General features: G+C 66.6%; 11 protein-coding genes. 6 read left to right on the forward strand and 5 right to left on the reverse strand.

What is annotated here, in order from left to right; genetic code table 11:
• Window positions 1-250: 250 nt before the first annotated feature.
• Both BPET_RS20175 and BPET_RS20180 read right to left on the reverse strand, forming a co-directional pair.
• The gene (locus BPET_RS20175; protein WP_012250866.1) at window positions 251-637 is read right to left on the reverse strand and encodes an MOSC N-terminal beta barrel domain-containing protein; all 387 of its coding nucleotides are present in this window, start codon (window positions 635-637) and stop codon (window positions 251-253) included.
• On the reverse strand, window positions 634-3,156 hold the full coding sequence (locus BPET_RS20180; RefSeq protein WP_012250867.1) for an AsmA family protein: 2,523 nt from the start codon (window positions 3,154-3,156) through the stop codon (window positions 634-636). Before BPET_RS20180 ends, BPET_RS20175 begins: the two co-directional genes overlap by 4 nt.
• A 161-nt stretch (window positions 3,157-3,317) precedes the next feature.
• On the opposite strand from BPET_RS20180, the gene BPET_RS20185 reads away from it, so the two are divergent.
• Window positions 3,318-4,364 carry an adenosine deaminase gene (locus tag BPET_RS20185; RefSeq protein WP_012250868.1) on the forward strand — a complete coding sequence of 349 codons (1,047 nt, stop codon included), beginning with the start codon at window positions 3,318-3,320 and terminating at the stop codon, window positions 4,362-4,364.
• 193 nt (window positions 4,365-4,557) lie between these two features.
• Entirely contained in the window at window positions 4,558-5,007 is a 450-nt protein-coding gene (locus BPET_RS20190; RefSeq protein ID WP_012250869.1) for a MarR family winged helix-turn-helix transcriptional regulator, read from the forward strand.
• A gap of 20 nt (window positions 5,008-5,027) precedes the next feature.
• On the opposite strand, the gene BPET_RS20195 is transcribed toward BPET_RS20190, so the two are convergent.
• The gene (locus tag BPET_RS20195; protein WP_231852626.1) at window positions 5,028-11,786 is read right to left on the reverse strand and encodes an autotransporter outer membrane beta-barrel domain-containing protein; all 6,759 of its coding nucleotides are present in this window, start codon (window positions 11,784-11,786) and stop codon (window positions 5,028-5,030) included.
• Between the two features lie 313 nt (window positions 11,787-12,099).
• On the opposite strand from BPET_RS20195, the gene BPET_RS20200 reads away from it, so the two are divergent.
• Window positions 12,100-12,780 carry a PadR family transcriptional regulator gene (locus tag BPET_RS20200; protein ID WP_012250871.1) on the forward strand — a complete coding sequence of 227 codons (681 nt, stop codon included), beginning with the start codon at window positions 12,100-12,102 and terminating at the stop codon, window positions 12,778-12,780.
• Between the two features lie 23 nt (window positions 12,781-12,803).
• Window positions 12,804-13,628 (forward strand): siderophore-interacting protein, encoded by an 825-nt coding sequence (locus BPET_RS20205; protein ID WP_012250872.1) that lies wholly within the window; start codon window positions 12,804-12,806, stop codon window positions 13,626-13,628.
• 27 nt (window positions 13,629-13,655) lie between these two features.
• On the opposite strand, the gene BPET_RS20210 is transcribed toward BPET_RS20205, so the two are convergent.
• Complete coding sequence (locus BPET_RS20210) at window positions 13,656-14,612, reverse strand: quinone oxidoreductase family protein (protein ID WP_012250873.1); 957 nt, start codon at window positions 14,610-14,612, stop codon at window positions 13,656-13,658.
• 94 nt (window positions 14,613-14,706) lie between these two features.
• Between BPET_RS20210 and BPET_RS20215 the strand changes: the two genes are divergently transcribed.
• Together BPET_RS20215 and BPET_RS20225 are read left to right on the forward strand one after the other, a co-directional pair.
• Entirely contained in the window at window positions 14,707-15,579 is an 873-nt protein-coding gene (locus BPET_RS20215; protein WP_012250874.1) for a LysR family transcriptional regulator, read from the forward strand.
• Window positions 15,580-15,638: 59 nt separating this feature from the next.
• A protein-coding gene (locus BPET_RS20225; RefSeq protein ID WP_085970227.1) for an IS3 family transposase occupies window positions 15,639-16,725 on the forward strand; the annotation gives its coding sequence in 2 pieces (ribosomal slippage) (window positions 15,639-15,892 and window positions 15,891-16,725; 1,089 coding nt in all).
• Between the two features lie 611 nt (window positions 16,726-17,336).
• On the opposite strand, the gene BPET_RS26130 is transcribed toward BPET_RS20225, so the two are convergent.
• A protein-coding gene (locus BPET_RS26130; protein WP_085970228.1) for an IS3 family transposase occupies window positions 17,337-18,457 on the reverse strand; the annotation gives its coding sequence in 2 pieces (ribosomal slippage) (window positions 17,337-18,199 and window positions 18,199-18,457; 1,122 coding nt in all).
• Between the last annotated feature and the right edge of the window lie 253 nt (window positions 18,458-18,710).

Below are 18,710 nucleotides of genomic sequence, written 5' to 3' on the forward strand. Positions count from 1 at the left end.
GTTGGAGGCACTGCTGGTTAAGTACGCCGCCGGTCCGGCGGTCAGGTGTCAGGCTCCCGCAGGGTGCCTGACACCGCGCGTGAGCAGAGGCCATCTCGATCATGCGGTGTCAGGCACCTGCCGGAGCCTGACACCTGTCCCGAGCGGAGGACGCCTGCCGGAGCCTGACACCTATCCCGAGCGGAGGACGCCTGCGGCGCTTGACACCTGCCCAGAGCGTGAGAGCGCCGGGCGAAGGCGGGATTTCACTTCACGCCGGCCACTGCACTTCGGCCATGTCCGGATGCACCTTGAGCAGCCGGCAAGGAATCTGCAGGAAGTTCGACAGCCAAGCCGCGGCCAGGTCGCCTTCGTCGACCACGTCCACGGTTTGTTCGCCCAGGCGTATCTGATAGCGCACGCTGTCGTCGTCTTCGATGACGTCCAGCGGAATGTCCATGCGCAACATGCCCGGCGCCCGCAAGACCAGATAGCCCAGCCGCAGTTCGATGGCGATCTCGGCCAGCCGCGGGCACAGCGCGCGGTTCAGCCAGGTGCCGGCATCGTTGGCCACCAGCCAGCGCTTGTGATACGGCTGGGCTTGCGGCTGGGAGGTGTCGCCGCATTCGGCGACAGGCTGGAAGGCGGATGCGCTCATTTGCCCAGGAGTCCTTTCAGTGCTTTATCGAGTTGTGGAGACAGACTGCCGTCGCCGGCCTTTTTTTCTACGGCTTCTTTCAGCTTTTTCTCGAGACTGCGCTTGAGCGCCGTGCCAGCCACGTCGCGCCATTGCACGGTATAGGCCAGCTTGTCGAACGGGCCGCTGATCAGCACCGGAATGGTGATGCCCTTGAGTTCTTCGAGGTCTTTGCCGTCTTGCCCGGTGCTGGTGTTGACCACCCGAACCTTGGCCACGAAATTCAAGCTGTTCTGGACGAAATCGATGGTGGCGGGATTGCCTTCGGACACGCGCAGCAGCGGCGATGCCATGTCGAGCCGCTTGGCCGTGGCCACTCCCTTCACGAAAGCCAGGTCGGCTTCGAGCGATGTGAAATCGGTCTGGCGGGTGCGATCGGCGGCGAGGGTGGGGTCGCCGGCTTCGCCAGTGAAGGCGGCCTTCAGTTCGCGCAACGTCTGGGCAATGTTGATGCCGCGCACCGCGCCATCGCGCAGGCGCAGTTGCATGCTGCCGTTCAGGCCGGTAGTCAGGGCGTACGAATTGGAACCCGCCGTCTTGAGGTCGAGCGCCAGGCTGCCCGTGCCGGTCAGGGCGCTTTGCTGCACCAGATCGGACAGTAGCGGGCCAATGTCGATGCCGGCCAGCGTCATCTTGGCCGCCACCTGGTTGCCGTTGGCCGCGTCGACCGACATGGTGCCGCCCAGCTTGCCGCCATACAGCGCAGCGGCCAGCGTGGAGATATCGAGCTTGCCCTTGTCGAGCTTGAGCTTGGCGGTGAGCTCGCTGGCCTTCAGGCCGCGCACCACCAACTGGCCGATCTTGATGGTGCCGTTGGCGGTGGGGCCCACCAGGGCCGACAGGTCGATGGCGCTGTCGGCCACCGGCGCCGCGGCCGGCGCGGAAGCGGGCTTGGCCGCCGGCTTGGACGCATCGGCCGGCTTGCCGTCCCCGGCCGGCGCCTTGGGCGCGGCCACCGGAACCGGCGGGGCCAGCTTGTCGAGGTCGAGCGTATCCACCGCCAGGGCGAAGGTAATGTCGGGCACCTCGGACAACTTCTTGATGTCGGCCATGAGGTCGAACTTGCCGCCTTCGAGCACGGCGTTGATCTTGGCGCCGGCTTCGTCCTTCTGCAAATTGGCGTTCATGCTGCCGATTACCGGAATCTGCAGGCTGCCTTTGGGCAGGCCGGGGTCGGTAATGTTGACGTCGCCCTTCATGGCCGACAGGCCGATGGCGCGCTGCCACAGGTTGAAGGTGGCCGGCGAACTGAACACCGCCTTGACCACGCGCTCGCCCTGGGTAAGCGTGCTGTCGAGCTTGATTTCCTTGATGTCGAGCTCGCTGGCGTTGCCGCTGATGCCGTTCAGGCCGAAGCTGGCGTCCAGCCCCTGCAGGCGCACCCGGCCGGTCAGGGCCTGCCCGGTGGCCGAAGACGGCGAAATATTCAGCGCCGGGGCGTCAGCCGCCAGCTCGAAGGGACCGCCGGTCAGCGAACCCTTGGCGCGCACTGCCAGCTTTTCGATCTGCAGCTGCAGCTTGTGCGGATCGATGGCCAGTTTCGGAATGGCCACGCTGGCTTCGACGCCCTTCATGGGCGTGGCGGGATCGGGCACATCGCCCTGGAAGACGATTTCAAGCCCGGCCACATCCAGCGACGACGTGCGGCCGTTGAAGGCCAGGTTGCCGCGCGCGGCCAGGCTCTTGGCTTCGGCGCCCAGCACGTTGCCGTCCATGCGCACATCGAGCTTCTGCGCGGCAAAGCGCTTGGCCAGCGGATCGAGCGTCAGCAGACCCTGGCCGGTAAGATTCGCGTCGATGCGCGGGTTGCCGCCTTCGACCCGCGCCGACAGGCTGACGTCGAACGGCTGGTTGTAGGTAACGCGGCCGGTATTGGCGTTAAGGTTGGTGACCGCTACCGCCATGCCCGAGATTTCGTCCTGCAATTGCAGTTCGCCGGCCTGCAGGTCGAGCCCCGCGATGTCGATCTGCATGGTCGCCGGCGCCGCCGCGCCGCCCGTGGCGATGGCCTGGGCGGCGCCCGCCATGGCGCCCACGGCGGCCGTGGCCGGACCGGCAGGCTCCAGCGTGTTGGCGGCGCCCCCGCCCACCAGGTTTTCGAAATTCAGGTGCCCGTTCTTGTCGCGCACCACGCGCGCCTTGAACCCATTGATGGCCACGTGGTCGACCACCAGGTTGCTGGACAGCAGCGGCCACACGGCCACCGCCAGGCGCATGCTTTCAATGGAAGCAAAGGTGTCGGGGCTGTCGACCTCGGACAGCGACACGCCCTGCACCGACAGGCCGATGCGCGGAAACAGCGACAGCTCGAGTTCGCCGTCGATGGCGAGGGTCCGGTGGTAACGTTCCTGGACCAGCTCTTCGAGCTTGTACTTATAGGCGTTGGGGTCGAACGTGAGCAAAAAGATGGCCAGGCCGACGACGGCCACGACAACCAGCACCACCAGGCCTATCAATATGCGCTTGAACCACGTTTTCATTGCCGCCCCGCGGGCACCTCGACTGGAAAAAGGGAAATAACCGCTCGCCATCCGGTAAGGTATGGGACGATTTGCGCCGTTTGCGAGTCGACGGCGTGGCAATATGGTAACAAACCGGGGGCCTGCGTCCGCCTCCGACATCGATAATTACAGTCTCCGCCATGAATAACCTAGCCGAATTTCCTCGCCAGAAACTGCCCCAGCTGCTGCGGGCCATGCCCAAAGCCGAGTTGCACGTGCACATCGAGGGCACCCTGGAGCCCGAGCTCATCTTCGCCCTGGCGCAGCGCAATGGCATCGCCCTGCCCTACACCAGCGTCGAGGCGCTGCGCGCGGCCTACGCCTTCACCGACCTGCAGAGCTTCCTGGATATCTATTACGCCGGGGCCGGCGTGCTGCAGCACGAACAAGACTTCTTCGACCTGGCCATGGCGTATTTCCGGCGCGCGGCGGCCGACCGCATCGTCCACGCCGAACTGTTTTTCGACCCGCAAACCCACACCGCCCGCGGCGTGCCCATACAGACGGTGATAGCCGGCCTGGCGCGGGCCTGTAACACGGCCGAAGCGGAGCTGGGCATCAGCAGCGCGCTGATCCTGTGCTTCCTGCGGCACCTGAGCGAAGCCGATGCCTTCCAGACGCTGGAGCAGGCGTTGCCCTATCGCCAGCATTTCATTGGCGTGGGGCTCGACAGCGGCGAACGCGGCAACCCGCCGGAGAAGTTCGCCCGCGTGTTCGCGCGCTGCCGCGAACTGGGCCTGCACATCGTCGCGCACGCCGGCGAAGAAGGCCCCGCGCAGTACATCCGCGACGCGCTCGACCTGCTGGGCGCGCAGCGCATCGACCATGGCGTGCGCTGCGTCGAAGACACGCAACTGGTCGAGCGCCTGGCCCGCCAGCGCATTCCGCTGACCGTGTGCCCCCTGTCGAACGTGAAACTGCGCGTGTTCGACACCCTGGCCGCGCACAACATGGCCACGCTGCTCGGCGCGGGCCTGTGCGTCACGGTGAACTCCGACGACCCGGCCTATTTCGGCGGCTACCTGAACCAGAACTTCCTGGAAACCTTCAACGCGCTGCCCGACCTGGACGCCGGCCACGCCATACAACTGGCCCTGAACAGCTTCGAAGCCAGCTTCGTGCCCGAAGACCGCAAGGCGCGCTGGCGCGCCGAGCTGTCGCGCACGGTGCAACAGGTGGCCCAATAGGCCAGGCATCGCGGTAGAACAGGTGCCGGGCTCCGCAGGCGCCTGACACCGCGGCCGGACACCACTACGCGCCACGGCGGCCAGGAACCTGCCCCCCAGGCCGTCCGCGGATGCCCGCGCGCCATTCCTGGCACAATGAGCCCCAGCGGCGGCGCCTGGCGCCGCTTTGACCAACCGCCCCGGAGACCCAGTCTTGCCTCAAGAACAACAAGGCCTGCAGATTATCCAGCACCTGGGCCAGACCTACCGCGCCATGCAGGCGGCCTTCAGCAGCCGCGTAGGCCATGCCCTGCCCCGCTGGCGCATTTTGCTGACGCTGCATGAATGCGGACAGTGTTCGCAGAAAATGCTGGCCGAGCGCTGCCGCCTCGACCCCGCTTCGCTCACCCGCCTGCTGCAAGCCATGCAACAGCAGGGCTGGGTCACGCGCAGCGCCGATCCGAACGACAACCGCGTCACCAACGCCAGCCTGACGGCGGCCGGCCAGGCCGTGGTGAACGCGGCCATGCCGCGCCGCGCGGCCTTCTTCGAAGAATCGCTGCAGGGCTTGTCCAACGAGGAAATCCAGGCCCTGACGCACGCGCTGGACACGCTGGAACGCAATTTCGCGCAGGCAGCCCTGCCGCGCACCCAGGGCGGCTGACCGCCCCCCGGCGCGCAAGATCAGAAAGGCACCATCAGCTTCAGCGACGCCCGGTGGCTCTGGATGTGCGACGAAAACTCTCCGTCGTACTGCAGCCGGAAATCGACGCCGCCGGCATTCGACACCTGCAGGCCCGCCCCCAGCCGGCCGATCACGTCGTCCACGGGCAGTGAAGTCTCGAACGAACCCGTGCCGTCCGGCGCACCCTGCAGGCGCGCCCGCGCGGTGTATTCGTCTTTCGACAAGAAAGACACCCCGCCGTAGGCGAACGGCCGCATGACGGCGCCGTTGTCCAGCGAGACCTTGCCGCCCACCTCCAGCATGGGCGACAGGCCCAGCACGAACTCATTGCTGCTTTCCACATCCAGATGCAGGGCGTTGCCCGATTCGCTGTAGCGGGGCATGTGGGTGTACAGCGCGTCCAGGTCGACATAGGGCTTCAGGTAGAACTGGTCGCTGGCGAAGGTGCGCGCAATGCGCAGGCGCAGCGCGGCGCCGTAGATGTCCGGGCTGGACCTGGCGGTACTCTGCAGGCCGGGGATGCGGATCCGGCGGTCGACGTCGTACTGCCCGTAGCCGCCACCCAGGCCCGCGGAGAAGGTCCAGGGTCCGGCCTCGCGCTTGAGCACCACGCCGGCGTAGCCGCTGTCGCCTTTGCCGCTGACGCGGCCGTCGTCGCCACGCAAGTGGGTGTTCTCGTAGGCGACCGAACCGCCGAGAAACCAGCCCGGGCTGACCTGGCGCTGCCCACCGAACTGGTACGTCACGCCATCCAGCGAAAATCCCGACACGCCGCCGTCACCATCCTGGTTGGTGCTCAGGCCCGACACCTGGCCCCAAAGGCAGTCCTGCTCGCCGGTCAGGGCGTCACCGGCAAGGAACGCGGGACACGACATCATGGCGCCAGCGAAGCGCGCCATGCTGGCCTGCATCTGCGCGGCCGGCGCAACCGCCACGCCGGGCGACAGATCTGACAGCTGATCGGAATAGGCGTCCGCGCCGCCCCGCGAGGCCGTATCCAGCGCGGCGAACAGCGGCGCCATGGCGGCATTGCCGCCCAGATCCCAGGCGCGCTGCAGGTGGCGCGCCACCGCGCGAGGATTGTCGCCCAGCCCCATCGACGGCGCCGCGAAATCGGCGCTCGCGGCGCGCACGCGCACGCTATTGCCCTGCAGCCTGGCGTCGTAGTCGATCACCGCGCTGTCCAGCACCTGGGGTACCCCCTGGATGCCGCCTTCCAGCGTGGCCACCGTGACCTCGCGTCCGGGAAGCAAGGTAATGGGTTGCACATCCAGCTGGCCATCCAGGCGGGTGTCGCCCTGCACGACCATGTGCGGCGCTTTCAGGCGCTCGAAATCCACATCGGCCTGCAGGATGCCGCCAGACTGCAGCGTGAAGTCGCCGGTAACCGTCAGCGTGTCGAACGCGCCGGCCTTGCCGATGACCACCCGGCCGGCGTTGTCGATATTGGCCTGGTACAGGGTGGCATCACCCAGGAAACCGCCGCGCGCGTTGTCGACATCGCAGGCGACGCCACCGCCGTTCTGGCATTCGATATTGCCGCGGATGCTGCCCGCATTGTTGATAGCGAGCGTGGCGGCGCCGGCCGGGGCCAGCGCCGCGCCCGCGCCGCTCAGGGCGGCGCCATCGTGCCGCACCGCCGCGCCCCCCTGCCCCGCAATGATCTGGCCATCGGCGCCCACGTTCAGCACATTCTGCGCTGGACTCGCCACCCACACGCCGTAGCCGCTGGAGCCACTGCCACCAGTCACCGAACCATTGACGTTGACAGTGACGGCGCCCGCGCCGTCACCGCCGGCGCTTTGCGCAAAAATACCCGTGGAGCCCGCGCCCGCAACGACAATGCTGCCTGCCTGCGTCACCGTGACCTCCGCCCCCGAGCCCGAGCCGCCAGTGCTGCCGGCGAAACCCTGTGAGATCGTGCCGCCGTCGCCCGCGCCGTCCGGAACGAGCCCGCCGCCCAGCCCGCCCCCGCCGCCGATGGATTGGGCGAGAATGCCGAACGCGCCAGCGCCGCTGGTGACAATGCTGCCGTTCACGTCGACGGTCACCGCGCTCCCGTTGCCGCTGCCTCCAGTGACGGCCGAGCCGCCGGAGTTCGTGCCCGAGGGCTGCCAGTGGCTCGCGTCCAGTTGCACCGCCTGCGCCGTATCGCCGGCAATACCGCCCCCGCCGCCGATCGACTGCGCGACCAGCGCATGCGCGCCCGCGCCCGTGGTGCTGATCACGCTGCCGGCGTTCAGCGCCAGGCTCACCGCGCCCCCATCGCCGGTTGCGCCGTTGCGTCCGCCCAGCGTCACCGAAGTCAGGTTGTTGGCCGAGCCCGCGCCCGCCAGGCCGCCGCCACCGCCTATCGATTGCGCCAACAGGCCGTAGGCCCGGTCGCCCTGTGTGCTGGCATTAATGCCGAAAGTCATGTCCACGGTTCCGCCCGCGCCGGCCAGGCCGCCGTTGCCGCCCACCGACAGTTGCATGGCGTGGCTGTCCTGTTCCAGGTACCTGGAGCTGCTGTTGCCCGCGCCGCCAATGCCCCCGCCGCCGCCGATCGACTGCATCGCCAGGCCGACGGCGTCGTCGCCTTGCGTGGCCACGGCCAGCCAGCCGGCATCCTGGCCCTCGGGCGACTGGATCGTGCCGCCATCGCCAGCGATGCCCCCCGAGCCGCCGAATGACGCGCCGACCGTGATCGTGCCGTGCGCCTGGTCCGAGCCGTCGGCGCCCTGGCCACCGCCGCCGCCAATGGATTGCAGCAGCACCCCGTAGGCGCTGTAGCCCGCCGTGGCAATCTTGTTGTTGTGCGAGCCGTCGAAATAGGCGGTGATGGTGCCGCCGTCGCCCGCGACGCCGCCGTTTCCGCCCACGCCGATCGTCGCGTTGGCGCTGACCTTGCTGCCCGTGGCCGTCGACGATCCCCCGGTGCCGCCGCCGCCCCCGATAGACTGCGCCACCAGGCCGTCGGCCCAGTCGCCGCTGGTGGCAATCTGGCCGGCGAAGGTCAGGTCGACCTCGCCCCCATGGCCACCCGTTCCGCCCGTGCCGCCCACGTCGACGCCAAAGACGTACGTCGCGCCGGTATCGTCCAGCCGCGCCGAGTTGTCGCTATGAATGCCGATGCGGTCCAGGATGGGGTTCGACGACGCGTCCGCGCCGATCGACCCGCCCAGCCCGCCCCCGCCGCCGATGGACTGCAGCAGCACGCCGTCGGCATCGCCGCCCTCGGTGCGGATGGCGCCCAGCAGGGTCGCGGCGACCTTGCCCGCCACATTGCCCGAGCCACCGTTGGCTCCCAACCCCAGTTGCAGGCGGCCGCTGGGCGAATCTTCGTCCAGGCCCGCCGCCACGCTCATGGTGCCGCCCTGGGACGCGCCGCCTCCGCCGCCGATCGACTGCGCGACAATGCCTCGCGAGCCGGAACCGAGCGTGCGGATGGTGAAGTTGGGGTTCAACGTAATGTTCACGTCGCCGCCCACGCCGCCACTGCCGCCCGTGCCGCCCAGCGCCAGGTTCACCTTCAGCGTGGCGGGTCCGCCATGGGCGTAGGAATTGCTGCTGCCCACGCCCCCGTTGCCGCCGCCGCCGCCGATGCTTTGGGCCAGCACGCCATTGGCATAGTTGCCATAGGTAATGATGCTGGATGCCGGCACGCCGCTGGCGGAAGGCGGCAACCGCAGCGACGGCGGCGCGGCCGCGTAGGCGGCGCCGCTGTCGCCCAAGCTGACATTCACCGTCGCGCCGTCGCCGCCCGCCGAGCCCTGCCCGCCCAACGACATGCCGGCCTGCAGCGAAAGCGTGTTTTCGTCGCCCAGCAGCGCCGACAGCGTGGACGCATCGCCCCCATTGCCGCCGCCCCCGCCGATGCTCTGCGCCACTACGCCATGCGATCCATCGCCCAGCGTGGCCACGGTAGTGCCCTGGACCAACGTCACGCTCGTCGCGCACGTGGCATCCCCTGCCGGGCAGGCGTCTCCGCCGCTGCCGCCATTGCCGCCCACGGCCGCCGAGAACGTGAAGGCCACCGATGCGCCTTCACCGGTGGGCACCGCCGCGACCAGCTCGTTGGCCACCGAACTGCCGCCGCTGCCGCCGCCGCCGCCGATGCTCTGGGCCAGGATGCCGAACGCGTCATTGGGCGCATAGGTTTCCGGGTCGATGTCCGGGCTGGCAAAGTCCATGCCCGTGCCGACAAAAGACTTGGTCAGCTTGACCGTCGATGCGCCACCATCGCCGCCAGCGCCCCCACCCCCGCCCACCACCACTGCCGCGGTGAAACCGAGGTCTTCGGTCGTATAGTTGGCCGCGCCCCCCGTGCCGCCGCCCCCGCCGATCGATTGCGACAACACGCCAATTGAATGCGCGCCCCCGGTGGCGGCAACCAGGCTTTCGAGGCTGACGACGGAACTGCCGCCCACGCCGCCGCCGCCCGCCTTGCCGCCCAGTTGCAGGGCCAGGAACGATTCCACAGCGTCCGTCTTGGTGCTGCCGCCGTTGCCGCCGCCGCCGCCCACGCTTTGCGCGATGACACCCGGCGCGTAATTGCCGTGAGTGGCGACGGTGGTAAGAAAACCGTACGGCGGAATATCGCAGGCGCTGTCATTGGCGATGCACACCGAGCCTCCATTGCCGCCGCTGCTGCCCGTGCCGCCGATGGCAAGCGCGGCGCCCGCCGACAGCGACAGCGTGTCGCCGCCGTTGCCGCCGCCGCCGCCCACCGACTGGGCCAGCACGCCCGCGCTGTAGTTGCCGAATGTCTGGATGTTGCCAAACCCCTGCGCGATAGACACCGTGCCGCCATCGCCGGCGCTGGCGCCCGAGCCGCCCACGGTGACCACGCCGTTGGCATCGCCCCCGCTGCCGCCCCCGCCGCCGATCGATTGCGCCAGCATCCCCACCGCGGCATCGCCCGTGGTGGTGATCGCCGCCTGGTTGTTGATCCATACACTGCCGCCCGAAGAGGGCGTTTCACCGGCGGCGTTGCCGCCCACACTGAGCGCGCCGTTGGCGCTGCCCGCCGCGCCGCCGCCGCCGCCGATGGACTGGGCGACGATGCCATGCGCGCTGTACCCGCCCGTGGTGATCGTTCCGTAGTTCGTAATGTTGACCTGGTTGGCGGCGCCGCCTCCGGCGCCATCGCCCCCCAGCGCCACGGCCGCGGAAGTATCCACGCCGCCCGCGCCGCCGCTGCCGGCAATGGATTGCGCCAGCATGCCGTAGGCATGATCGCCGGTGGTAGACAGGGTGGCCAGGCTGGAAATGGCGGCCTGGCCAGCATCACCGCCGTTGCCGCCGTTACCGCCCTGCCCTCCGAGCACGGCCACGAAATCGCCGCCCGTGCCGCCGCCGCCGCCGATGGAATGCGCCAACATGCCGGTCGCGAAATCGCCCGTCGTGGAAATGGCGGCGCCAGATTGCGCCGAGATATAGACATCGCTGGCGTTTCCGCCGAATCCGCCGCCACCGCCCTGGCCGGCCAGCGCCGTGCCATCGCCTCCGTCGCCGCCCTGGCCGCCCAGGCTTTGCGCCACGACACCCAGGATGTTGTCGCCGTGGGTCGTTACGCTGGCCTCGGAATACATGTTCACGATGGCCGAACCGCCCGTGCCGCCGTTGCCGCCCGAGTGGTCTTTGGGAGGCCCCATGCCGCCTTTGCCCCCGATGGCCCGGGCGGCGATACCCGCGCCTTCCACCGTCACGTCCGAGGACGAATTCGCCACATCGAGGACGATGGAGCCGTACGCATCCACGGTGACCTGCTGAGTCCAGCTGCTTGAGTCGCCACCGCCGTTGCCGCCGTTGTCGCTGTTGTCCGACGATGCGGTTCCGTCGCCGCCGATGCTCAGGGCATTGATGCCGAAGACCTGGGCATCGGCATACGCCTGCCAGTAGCTCGAAGTGCTGCCTTTGTGCACCACCTGCACCGTTCCGCCGGTTCCCGCGTTGCCGTTATTGTCGCCACCTTGCCCGCCGGCCGACTGCGCGAAAATCGCCGCGCCCGCGGTATTGGTGAGCAGACGCGCGGCACTGTTGCCCAGGTTGATGACGCCTGTATCGGTAACCGTCACCGTGCTGGCGTTGCCGCCATTGCCGCCCCACTGATCTCCATAGTCCAAGGTGGGATCATTCTGATTGCCGCCGTTTCCGCCAGCCGCCAATGCATAAATGCCGAACAGGCCTTCCTCGGAGGTAAGCGCCGAGCTGTTCATGGTGAGCGTGCCGGAGTTGGTGACGGACACGGCTTGCCCGAGTCCGCCGTCGCCGCCGTTGGAGTCGTTGTTGTGATTGTCGGTCGCGCCCGAGCCTCCCAGCGACCGCGCCTGGACCAGGCTGTTGAACGTATTAGCGGCCGTGCCGTCGTAGGTGATGTTGCCGTAGTTGGTCACGGTCACGTAGCCAGACTGCCCGCCCGAGCCCTCGTCATAGCCTTGACCGCCCCGGGAGTACGCCGTGACCACGCCAGGTGATCCCGTGAATCCGTCATAGCCGGCGCCTTCGCTGTAGATCGTCGAATCGGCGCTGAAATCCCCGTACACCGTCATGGGCACGTCCGGCCCGGTCTCGCCCGTTTTATTGTCGTCGTCCGCGTCGTCGCCGCTGCACTGAGTAAAGGCATAGCTGTAATTGCCGGCAGGCACTTCGTTGTTGTCGGTCGTCGACCAGCACTGGGCCGCCTGCGCCGCCGTCGCTGCCGCCCAGCCGCATGCCCCCAATGCCGACACGATCGCCATGCGCAGCGCGGTCTGGCGCATTGAAGGAACGTTCACGGAAAGGCCACGTCGGACGGACTGAGCTCGCTGCATGTTCTTGAATTTCCAGAGAAGCCGCGCCGCACGCATGTTTGCGTGCCCTGGCGGGCAAGAGATGCGCAGGCGCCTGCCTGGCTCCCCGATTCTCCGTTTCGAGATTTGATCGGACAAGTATTTTTCGACGAAATGCCCGGATCGCTCGACGAAAAGTGTGCCTGCCCCCCCGGGCGCCGGCACGGGCCCGGCCGCGCCCCGCTGTCCATGTAAAGCTTGACACTAGCGGGGCGGATATATATCGTACGATATATCTTACGATACAGAGGGACGCATCATGCACACCTTTTTTCACGAAATTTTCGGCCAGCGTGCCTTCGGCATGGGCCGGTTTCCCCATCACCTGCACCCGAGCGGCCGACGCGGGCACCACGGCGGCCACGGCCGCATGGGCGACGGCCACGGCATGGGCGGCGACGGCAACGGCATGATGATGCGCGGCCGCAAGTTCGGCTCCGACGAACTGCAATTGATGCTGCTGGCGCTGCTGGAAGAACAGCCCCGCCACGGCTATGAGTTGATCAAGGAACTGGAAACCCGCTCGAACGGTTTCTATACCCCCAGCCCCGGCGTCATCTACCCGGCCCTCACCTATCTGGAAGAGCTGGACTACACCACCGTGCAAGCCCACGGCAACCGCAAGCGCTACCACCTGGCCGCGTCCGGCCTGGCCCACCTGGATGCCAACCGCGAGCGGGCCGCGCTGTTGTTCGCGGGCCTGCAGCACGCCGCCCGCAAGATGGCCTGGATGAAGCAGGCCTGGCAAGGCGAGGCCGGTGTGCAGGAAGCCGAGCAGGCCAGCGGCTGGCTGCGGGAATTCGTCGAAGCGCGGCGCGCCCTGAAAGAAGCGCTGCTGCACAGCACCGATGCCGACGCCGCCGAGCAGCGCCGCGTGGCCGCCATCCTGCGGCGCGCCGCGGCCGAGATCCTGGGCAAGGAGTCCTGTGATCCGGCTTAGCGCCGACTGTGCAAAGGATACTCATGACCCCATCACTTTCTTCCGACCGTCTTGCCGTGCAGAAAGTACGGCACGCGCTCAAGGCGCGCCTGCTGCGGGTGCGCCGCGTACAGCGCGTCGGGCCCTACCTGCTGCGCGTCACCCTGGCGGGCGACGAACTCGCCGGCTTTGTGTCGGCCTCGTTCGATGACCACGTCAAGCTGTTCCTGCCGGCGGGCGACGGCCCGCCCGCCTTGCCCGCCATCGGTCCGCAAGGGCCGGTATATGCCGACGATGCCCCGCGCCCGGTCACGCGCGACTACACGCCGCGCCGCTACGACGCCGCGGCGGGCGAACTGGATATTGATTTCGTGCTGCATGGGCATGGTCCCGCGGCCAGTTGGGCGGCCCAGGCCGCGCCCGGACAGTACCTGGGCGTGGCGGGCCCGCGCGGCTCGTTCGTGATTCCGCCCGACTTCGACTGGCACCTGCTCATCGGCGACGAAACCGCCCTGCCCGCCATTGCTCGCCGCCTGGAAGAACTTCCGGCCGGCACGCGCGTGCTGGCCGTCATTGAAACCCGCCATCCCAACGCGCGCATTGCCTTGCCCACCCGCGCCGACCTCAGCCTGCAATGGGTGCATGACAGCGCCGACGCGGGCGGCGGCCCGCCCGTACTGGAACGCGTGGTGCGCCGCCTGCAGTTGCCCGAGGGCGAAGGCTACATATGGGCCGCTGGCGAATCCGCCGCCATCCGCGGCATACGCCAGCACCTGGTGCAAGAGCGCGGCATCGACAAGTCGCGCATCCGCGCCGCCAGCTACTGGCGCCGCGGCGCCGCCGGCGCGCACGAAGTATTCAGCGATTGAGATGGCGTTCGCGTCACGGTGACAGGTTCAGGGCGCCAGCATCACACTGCCAGTCGTCTTGCCGGACTCCAGGTCGCCATGCGCCTGGGCCGCGCGTGCCAGCGGATACTCGTGCGCGGCGCCCCGCACAATGCCCTGCCGTATTGCCGCGATTACCGCCTGCGCGGCCACGGCGTACGCTTCCTGGTCCGCCGCATAGGCCATGATGCTGGGGCGCACCAGCATCGGCCGCAGCTCGCTCACCGCAACAGGCGGAATCGGGCCGCCCGCCTGCCCCACCGACGCCACCACGCCCAGGGGCCGGGTGCTGGCCAGCGTCTTGCGCAGCATATCGCCGCCTATGCCATCGACCGCGAAATCGACGCCCCTGCTGTCCGTCAGCCGGGCCACTTCCGCCGCTACGTCCGCCGCGCGGCCCACGATCACATGGTCCGCGCCGTGTTCGCGCGCCAGGCTGGCTTTCTCGGGCGAGCTGGCCGTGCCGATGACCGTGCAGCCCAGGTCATGCGCCCAGCGGGTCAGCGTGGCGCCCAGGCCGCCCGCGGCGGCATGAACCAGCACGATCGTGCCGCGCGCGGCCGGGTAAACGCGCGTCAACAGCATGTGCGCGGTCATGCCGCGCAGAAAAGACACGGCGGCCACCTTGGTGTCGATGCCGTCCGGCAGGCTGATCGCACGCCACGCCGGCAACAGCCGCGTGGCCGCATAAGCGCCGGGAATGCCGGCATAGGCCACCCGCTCGCCCACGCGCACATTGCTCACGCCCTCGCCCACCGCCTCCACCGTTCCCGCCCCCTCCACGCCCAGAACCGCGGGCAGCGGCAAGGGATACAGGCCCATGCGATGGTAGATGTCGATAAAATTCACGCCGATGCCGTCGTGGCGCAGGCGGATCTCGCCAGGTCCCGGCGCCTGCGGGGCGCAGTCCACAACAATGAAATTGCCCACATCGCCCGTGGCGACGAGTTGCACTTGCTGATCCATGGCTGACCTCCAATGTACGAGCCAGCATAGTCCCACCAGGCCAAATGCGAGTAAATTCCCTAAACACTCACATCAATTGTGAAGAAATTAACCGATGAACTGGGACGACCTGCGTCACTTCCACACCCTGGCCACGGCCGGCTCGCTGTCCGCCGCGGCACGGATGCTGGCGGTCGAACACGCCACCGTGGCGCGCCGCATCGCGGCGCTGGAAGCGTCCTTGGGCATGTTGCTGGTCGACCGGCGCGGCCGCCGCTGGACCCTGACAGCCGACGGCGAACGCATCGCGGCCATCGCCGCGAAAATGGATCACGAAGCGCGCGCCGTCCAGCGACGCGCCGACAGCGCACGCTCCGAGTTGTCCGGCACCGTCAGCGTCAGCGCCCCGCCCGCCCTGGCGGCGCAGGCCCTGACCGCGCCGCTGGTGGAACTGCAGCAGCGCCATCCCGGCCTGACCATCCGCATCATCGGCGAAGCCCGTGCCGCCTCGCTCGACCGCGCCGAAGCCGACCTCGCCATCCGGCTGTCCCGCCCAGAAAAAGGCGATCTCACAATTGCCAAGCTGGGCAAGGTGGACTTCCGCCTGTACGCCAGCCCCGCCTACCTGGCGCACACCAGCGAAGCAGACTGGCGCTTCATCGGCTCAGACGGCCCGCTGGCAAAGGCCCCGCAACAGGCAGCGCTAGAACGCTACGCGGCCGGGCGGGTGTTCGCGTTCTACTCCGGCAGCCTGGACATCCAGCAAGCCGCCGCGCGCAGCGGCGCGGGCATCGCCGCGCTGCCCGATTTCATGGGAATGACGGATGCCGCGCTGGTTCCGGTGACGCCGGAAACGCGGCTGGTGTCGCGAGATATTTGGCTGGTTGTGCACACCGACCTCAAGCGCGCAGCGGCGGTGAAGGCGGTGATGGGACAGTTGCGAGCGGTGTTCGCGCGCAGGCGCGGGGAAGGTGAACCGGATGGGTAATCCCCCCGCAAAAGCGCTGCAGCCAGAAGTAGAATTTTCTCATTGAGGAGTTCTACAGCATGAAGAAGTCGCGATTCACGGATAGCCAGATCATCGAAGCGATTAAACGCGTCGAGGCGGGTCTGGCGGTGCCGGAGCTATGCCGGGATCTGGGCATCAGCTCGGCCACGTTCTACAAGTGGCGGTCGAAGTACGGCGGCATGGATGTATCGCTGATGGCGCGCATGAAGGAGCTCGAGGCTGAGAACGCGCGGTTGCGCAAGATGTATGTCGAGGAGAAGCTCAAAGCCGAGATCGTGACGGAGGCGCTCGAAAAAAGTGGTGAGGCCATCTCGCCGCCGCGAGATGGCCCAACGTGCCGTGCAAGATCGCGGCGTATCGATCCGGATAGCTTGCGAAGCGTTCAGCATCAGCCAGGCCTGCTATCGGTACGTCGCCAAGACTGACGCCGAGAACAAGGAAATCGCCGATTGGCTGCTACGTCTGACGGACAACCATCGCAATTGGGGCTTCGGGCTGTGCTTTCTGTACCTACGCAATGTCCGAGGTTTTGCCTGGAACCATAAGCGCGTGTACCGGATCTACCGCGAACTCGAGTTGAACCTACGGATCAAGCCGCGCAAACGGCTGGTTCGGCACACGCCTGAGCCACTGACCGTTCCGACACACGTGAACCAGGTATGGTCGATGGACTTCATGCACGACCAACTTGGCGATGGGCGCAGCATCCGCGTGTTGAACGTTATCGACGACTTCAATCGGGAGGCCCTGGGCATTGAGGTCGACTTTTCGCTACCGTCCGAGCGCGTGATCCGCACGCTCAAGCAGATTATCGGATGGCGGGGAAAGCCTTCGGCTATTCGCTGCGACAACGGCCCAGAATACCTGAGTGCAGCGATCGTCGAGTGGGCTGGCGCCTGGGATATTAAGCTTGAATACATCCAGCCAGGCAAGCCGCAGCAAAATGCCTATGTGGAGCGGTTCAACAGAACCGTACGCTACGAGTGGCTGTCCCAGTATCACTGGGACGACCTGGACCACGTTCAGCGCGCCGCTACTCAGTGGATGTGGTCCTACAATCACGAGCGCCCAAACATGGCTCTGGGCGGATTTACCCCGAAACAGCGGTTGGCCATGACCGTATAGCATTCCTACTTCTGGCAATCGCTATAAATGGGGGGGATTACCGATGCATCAGGTGTCTGACTCCCGGAGGGTGTCAGACACCGATGTGTGCTGAAGCTTTATGCCCCGGTGTCCGACACCCTTACGGGAGTCAGACACCTGACGAGCATGGCGCGGAGCGCTACCAAGCGCTCCTAATTTCCGAAAAAAAACGTCAGACGTTGATCACACGTTTAAACGTTGATCGGTCGGCAAAGGCCTGTGAACGCTAGGTTTCGCGCGGAAATCGGGCCACGGCCTTTGCGGGAATCGCTGGAAGTGCCCCCAGTTGTACCCCCATAGGGCTATCGGGATGATAGATCAGTCTGGATGCCGGTGCCAGCGCTGCGCCTGCCGGATAAAACGGGTATGGCGCAGACCGCATTGTTGGCTGACGCCTGGAGCGGTACGCGATGAGATGCAGGGGAACGGGCCGCTGTGGCCCAGACCTTGGAGAACTCTCATGGCAGACCATCACACCCGCCACAACCCGCTGGGGCAAGATGCCCTGTTCACCACGCCCGCCTCGCTCATGCTCGATGCTCGCCTCACGCCGCTGGAGTGCAATGGCTGGCAGTGACCTGCCCCCAGACTTAGTACGGCACCGACATAGAGTCCAGGGTTAAAAACCGTTGTTGTCGATGCGCCTGAGCAAACTGCTCCGGCGTTAAGTATCTCAGCGCGCTATGCGGGCGTTCGGTGTTGTACTCGACGCGCCAGTCTTCGATCAAGGATTTGGCTTGGCGCAACGACATGAACCAATGCTCATTGAGGCATTCATCGCGGAATTTACCGTTGAAGCTCTCGATGTATGCATTCTCCACGGGTTTGCCTGGTCTGATGAACGACAGCTTCACGCCGACCTGATAGGCCCAAGCGTCCAGGGCCCTGCCGGCAAACTCTGGGCCGTTGTCTACGGTGATGGATTTGGGCAGCCCATGCAGTTCCGCAAGCCGTTGCAGCACCTGCGCCACCCGCAATCCCGGCAGTGATGTATCGACCTCGATGGCAAGACACTCGCGCGTGTAGTCATCGACGATGTTCAAGCACCGGAACCTGCGGCCATAGGCCAGACCGTCGGACACGAAGTCCATCGACCAGCTCTGATTCGGCGCCGTCGCAACGGGACGAACTACCCGCTCTGCGGGAGCGATGCGCTTGCCGCGACGCTTACGAACGCTCAAGCCGGCTTGGCTGTAAAGCCGCCAGACCCGCTTGTGATTCGTCTGCCAGCCTTCACGGCGCAGCAGAATATGGATGCGCCGATAGCCGTAGCGTCGCTTGAGCGCTGCCATCTCCTTCATGCGCTCGGTCAATGCTACATCGCCCGTACGCTTACTTTCATAAGCGAATAGCGACCGGGAAATGCCTACCAGCCCGCAGGCCCGGGTGATACCCATGCCGCGCTCGGTCATCAACGTTCTGACCGCTTCGCGTTTGGCCTGCGGGCTTGCTACTTTCGGCTCAAAAGGTCCTGAAGCGCAGCCTTGTCCAGCATCGATTCAGCCAACAGCTTCTTGAGCTTGTTGTTCTCTTGCTCCAGTTCCTTCAGGCGCTGGACGTCCGAGACGGTCATACCGCCGAACTTCGCCTTCCAGTTGTAGTAGGTGGCCTCCGAGATCCCGTGCTTGCGGCACAGTTCGGCCACCTTGGCCCCTGCCTCGGCCTCCTTCAGCACCCCGATGATCTGTTCTTCCGTAAATCGTTTCTTCATTGCCGTTCCTTTGTGAACGGACTCTACATCGATTTCGTACTAACCACGGGGAGCAGGTCAAAATCACTGCAGGCTTTGGATGCTGGATCTTTTGATGTGCCCAACTCCCAGTAGCTGATCCCAGCAGGAATCCATGGATTTCCTTGCTCCACAGAGATCACCCCATCCCAGCCGGGAGCGCTAACCGACTCACCTCCCGGCATGGCGATCGCCGTAATCCGAGCCGTTGCCGAAATCAGCCGCCTTACCAGGA

Source organism: Bordetella petrii (assembly GCF_000067205.1).
In the GTDB taxonomy this organism is placed as follows: Bacteria; Pseudomonadota; Gammaproteobacteria; order Burkholderiales; family Burkholderiaceae_B; genus Bordetella_A; species Bordetella_A petrii.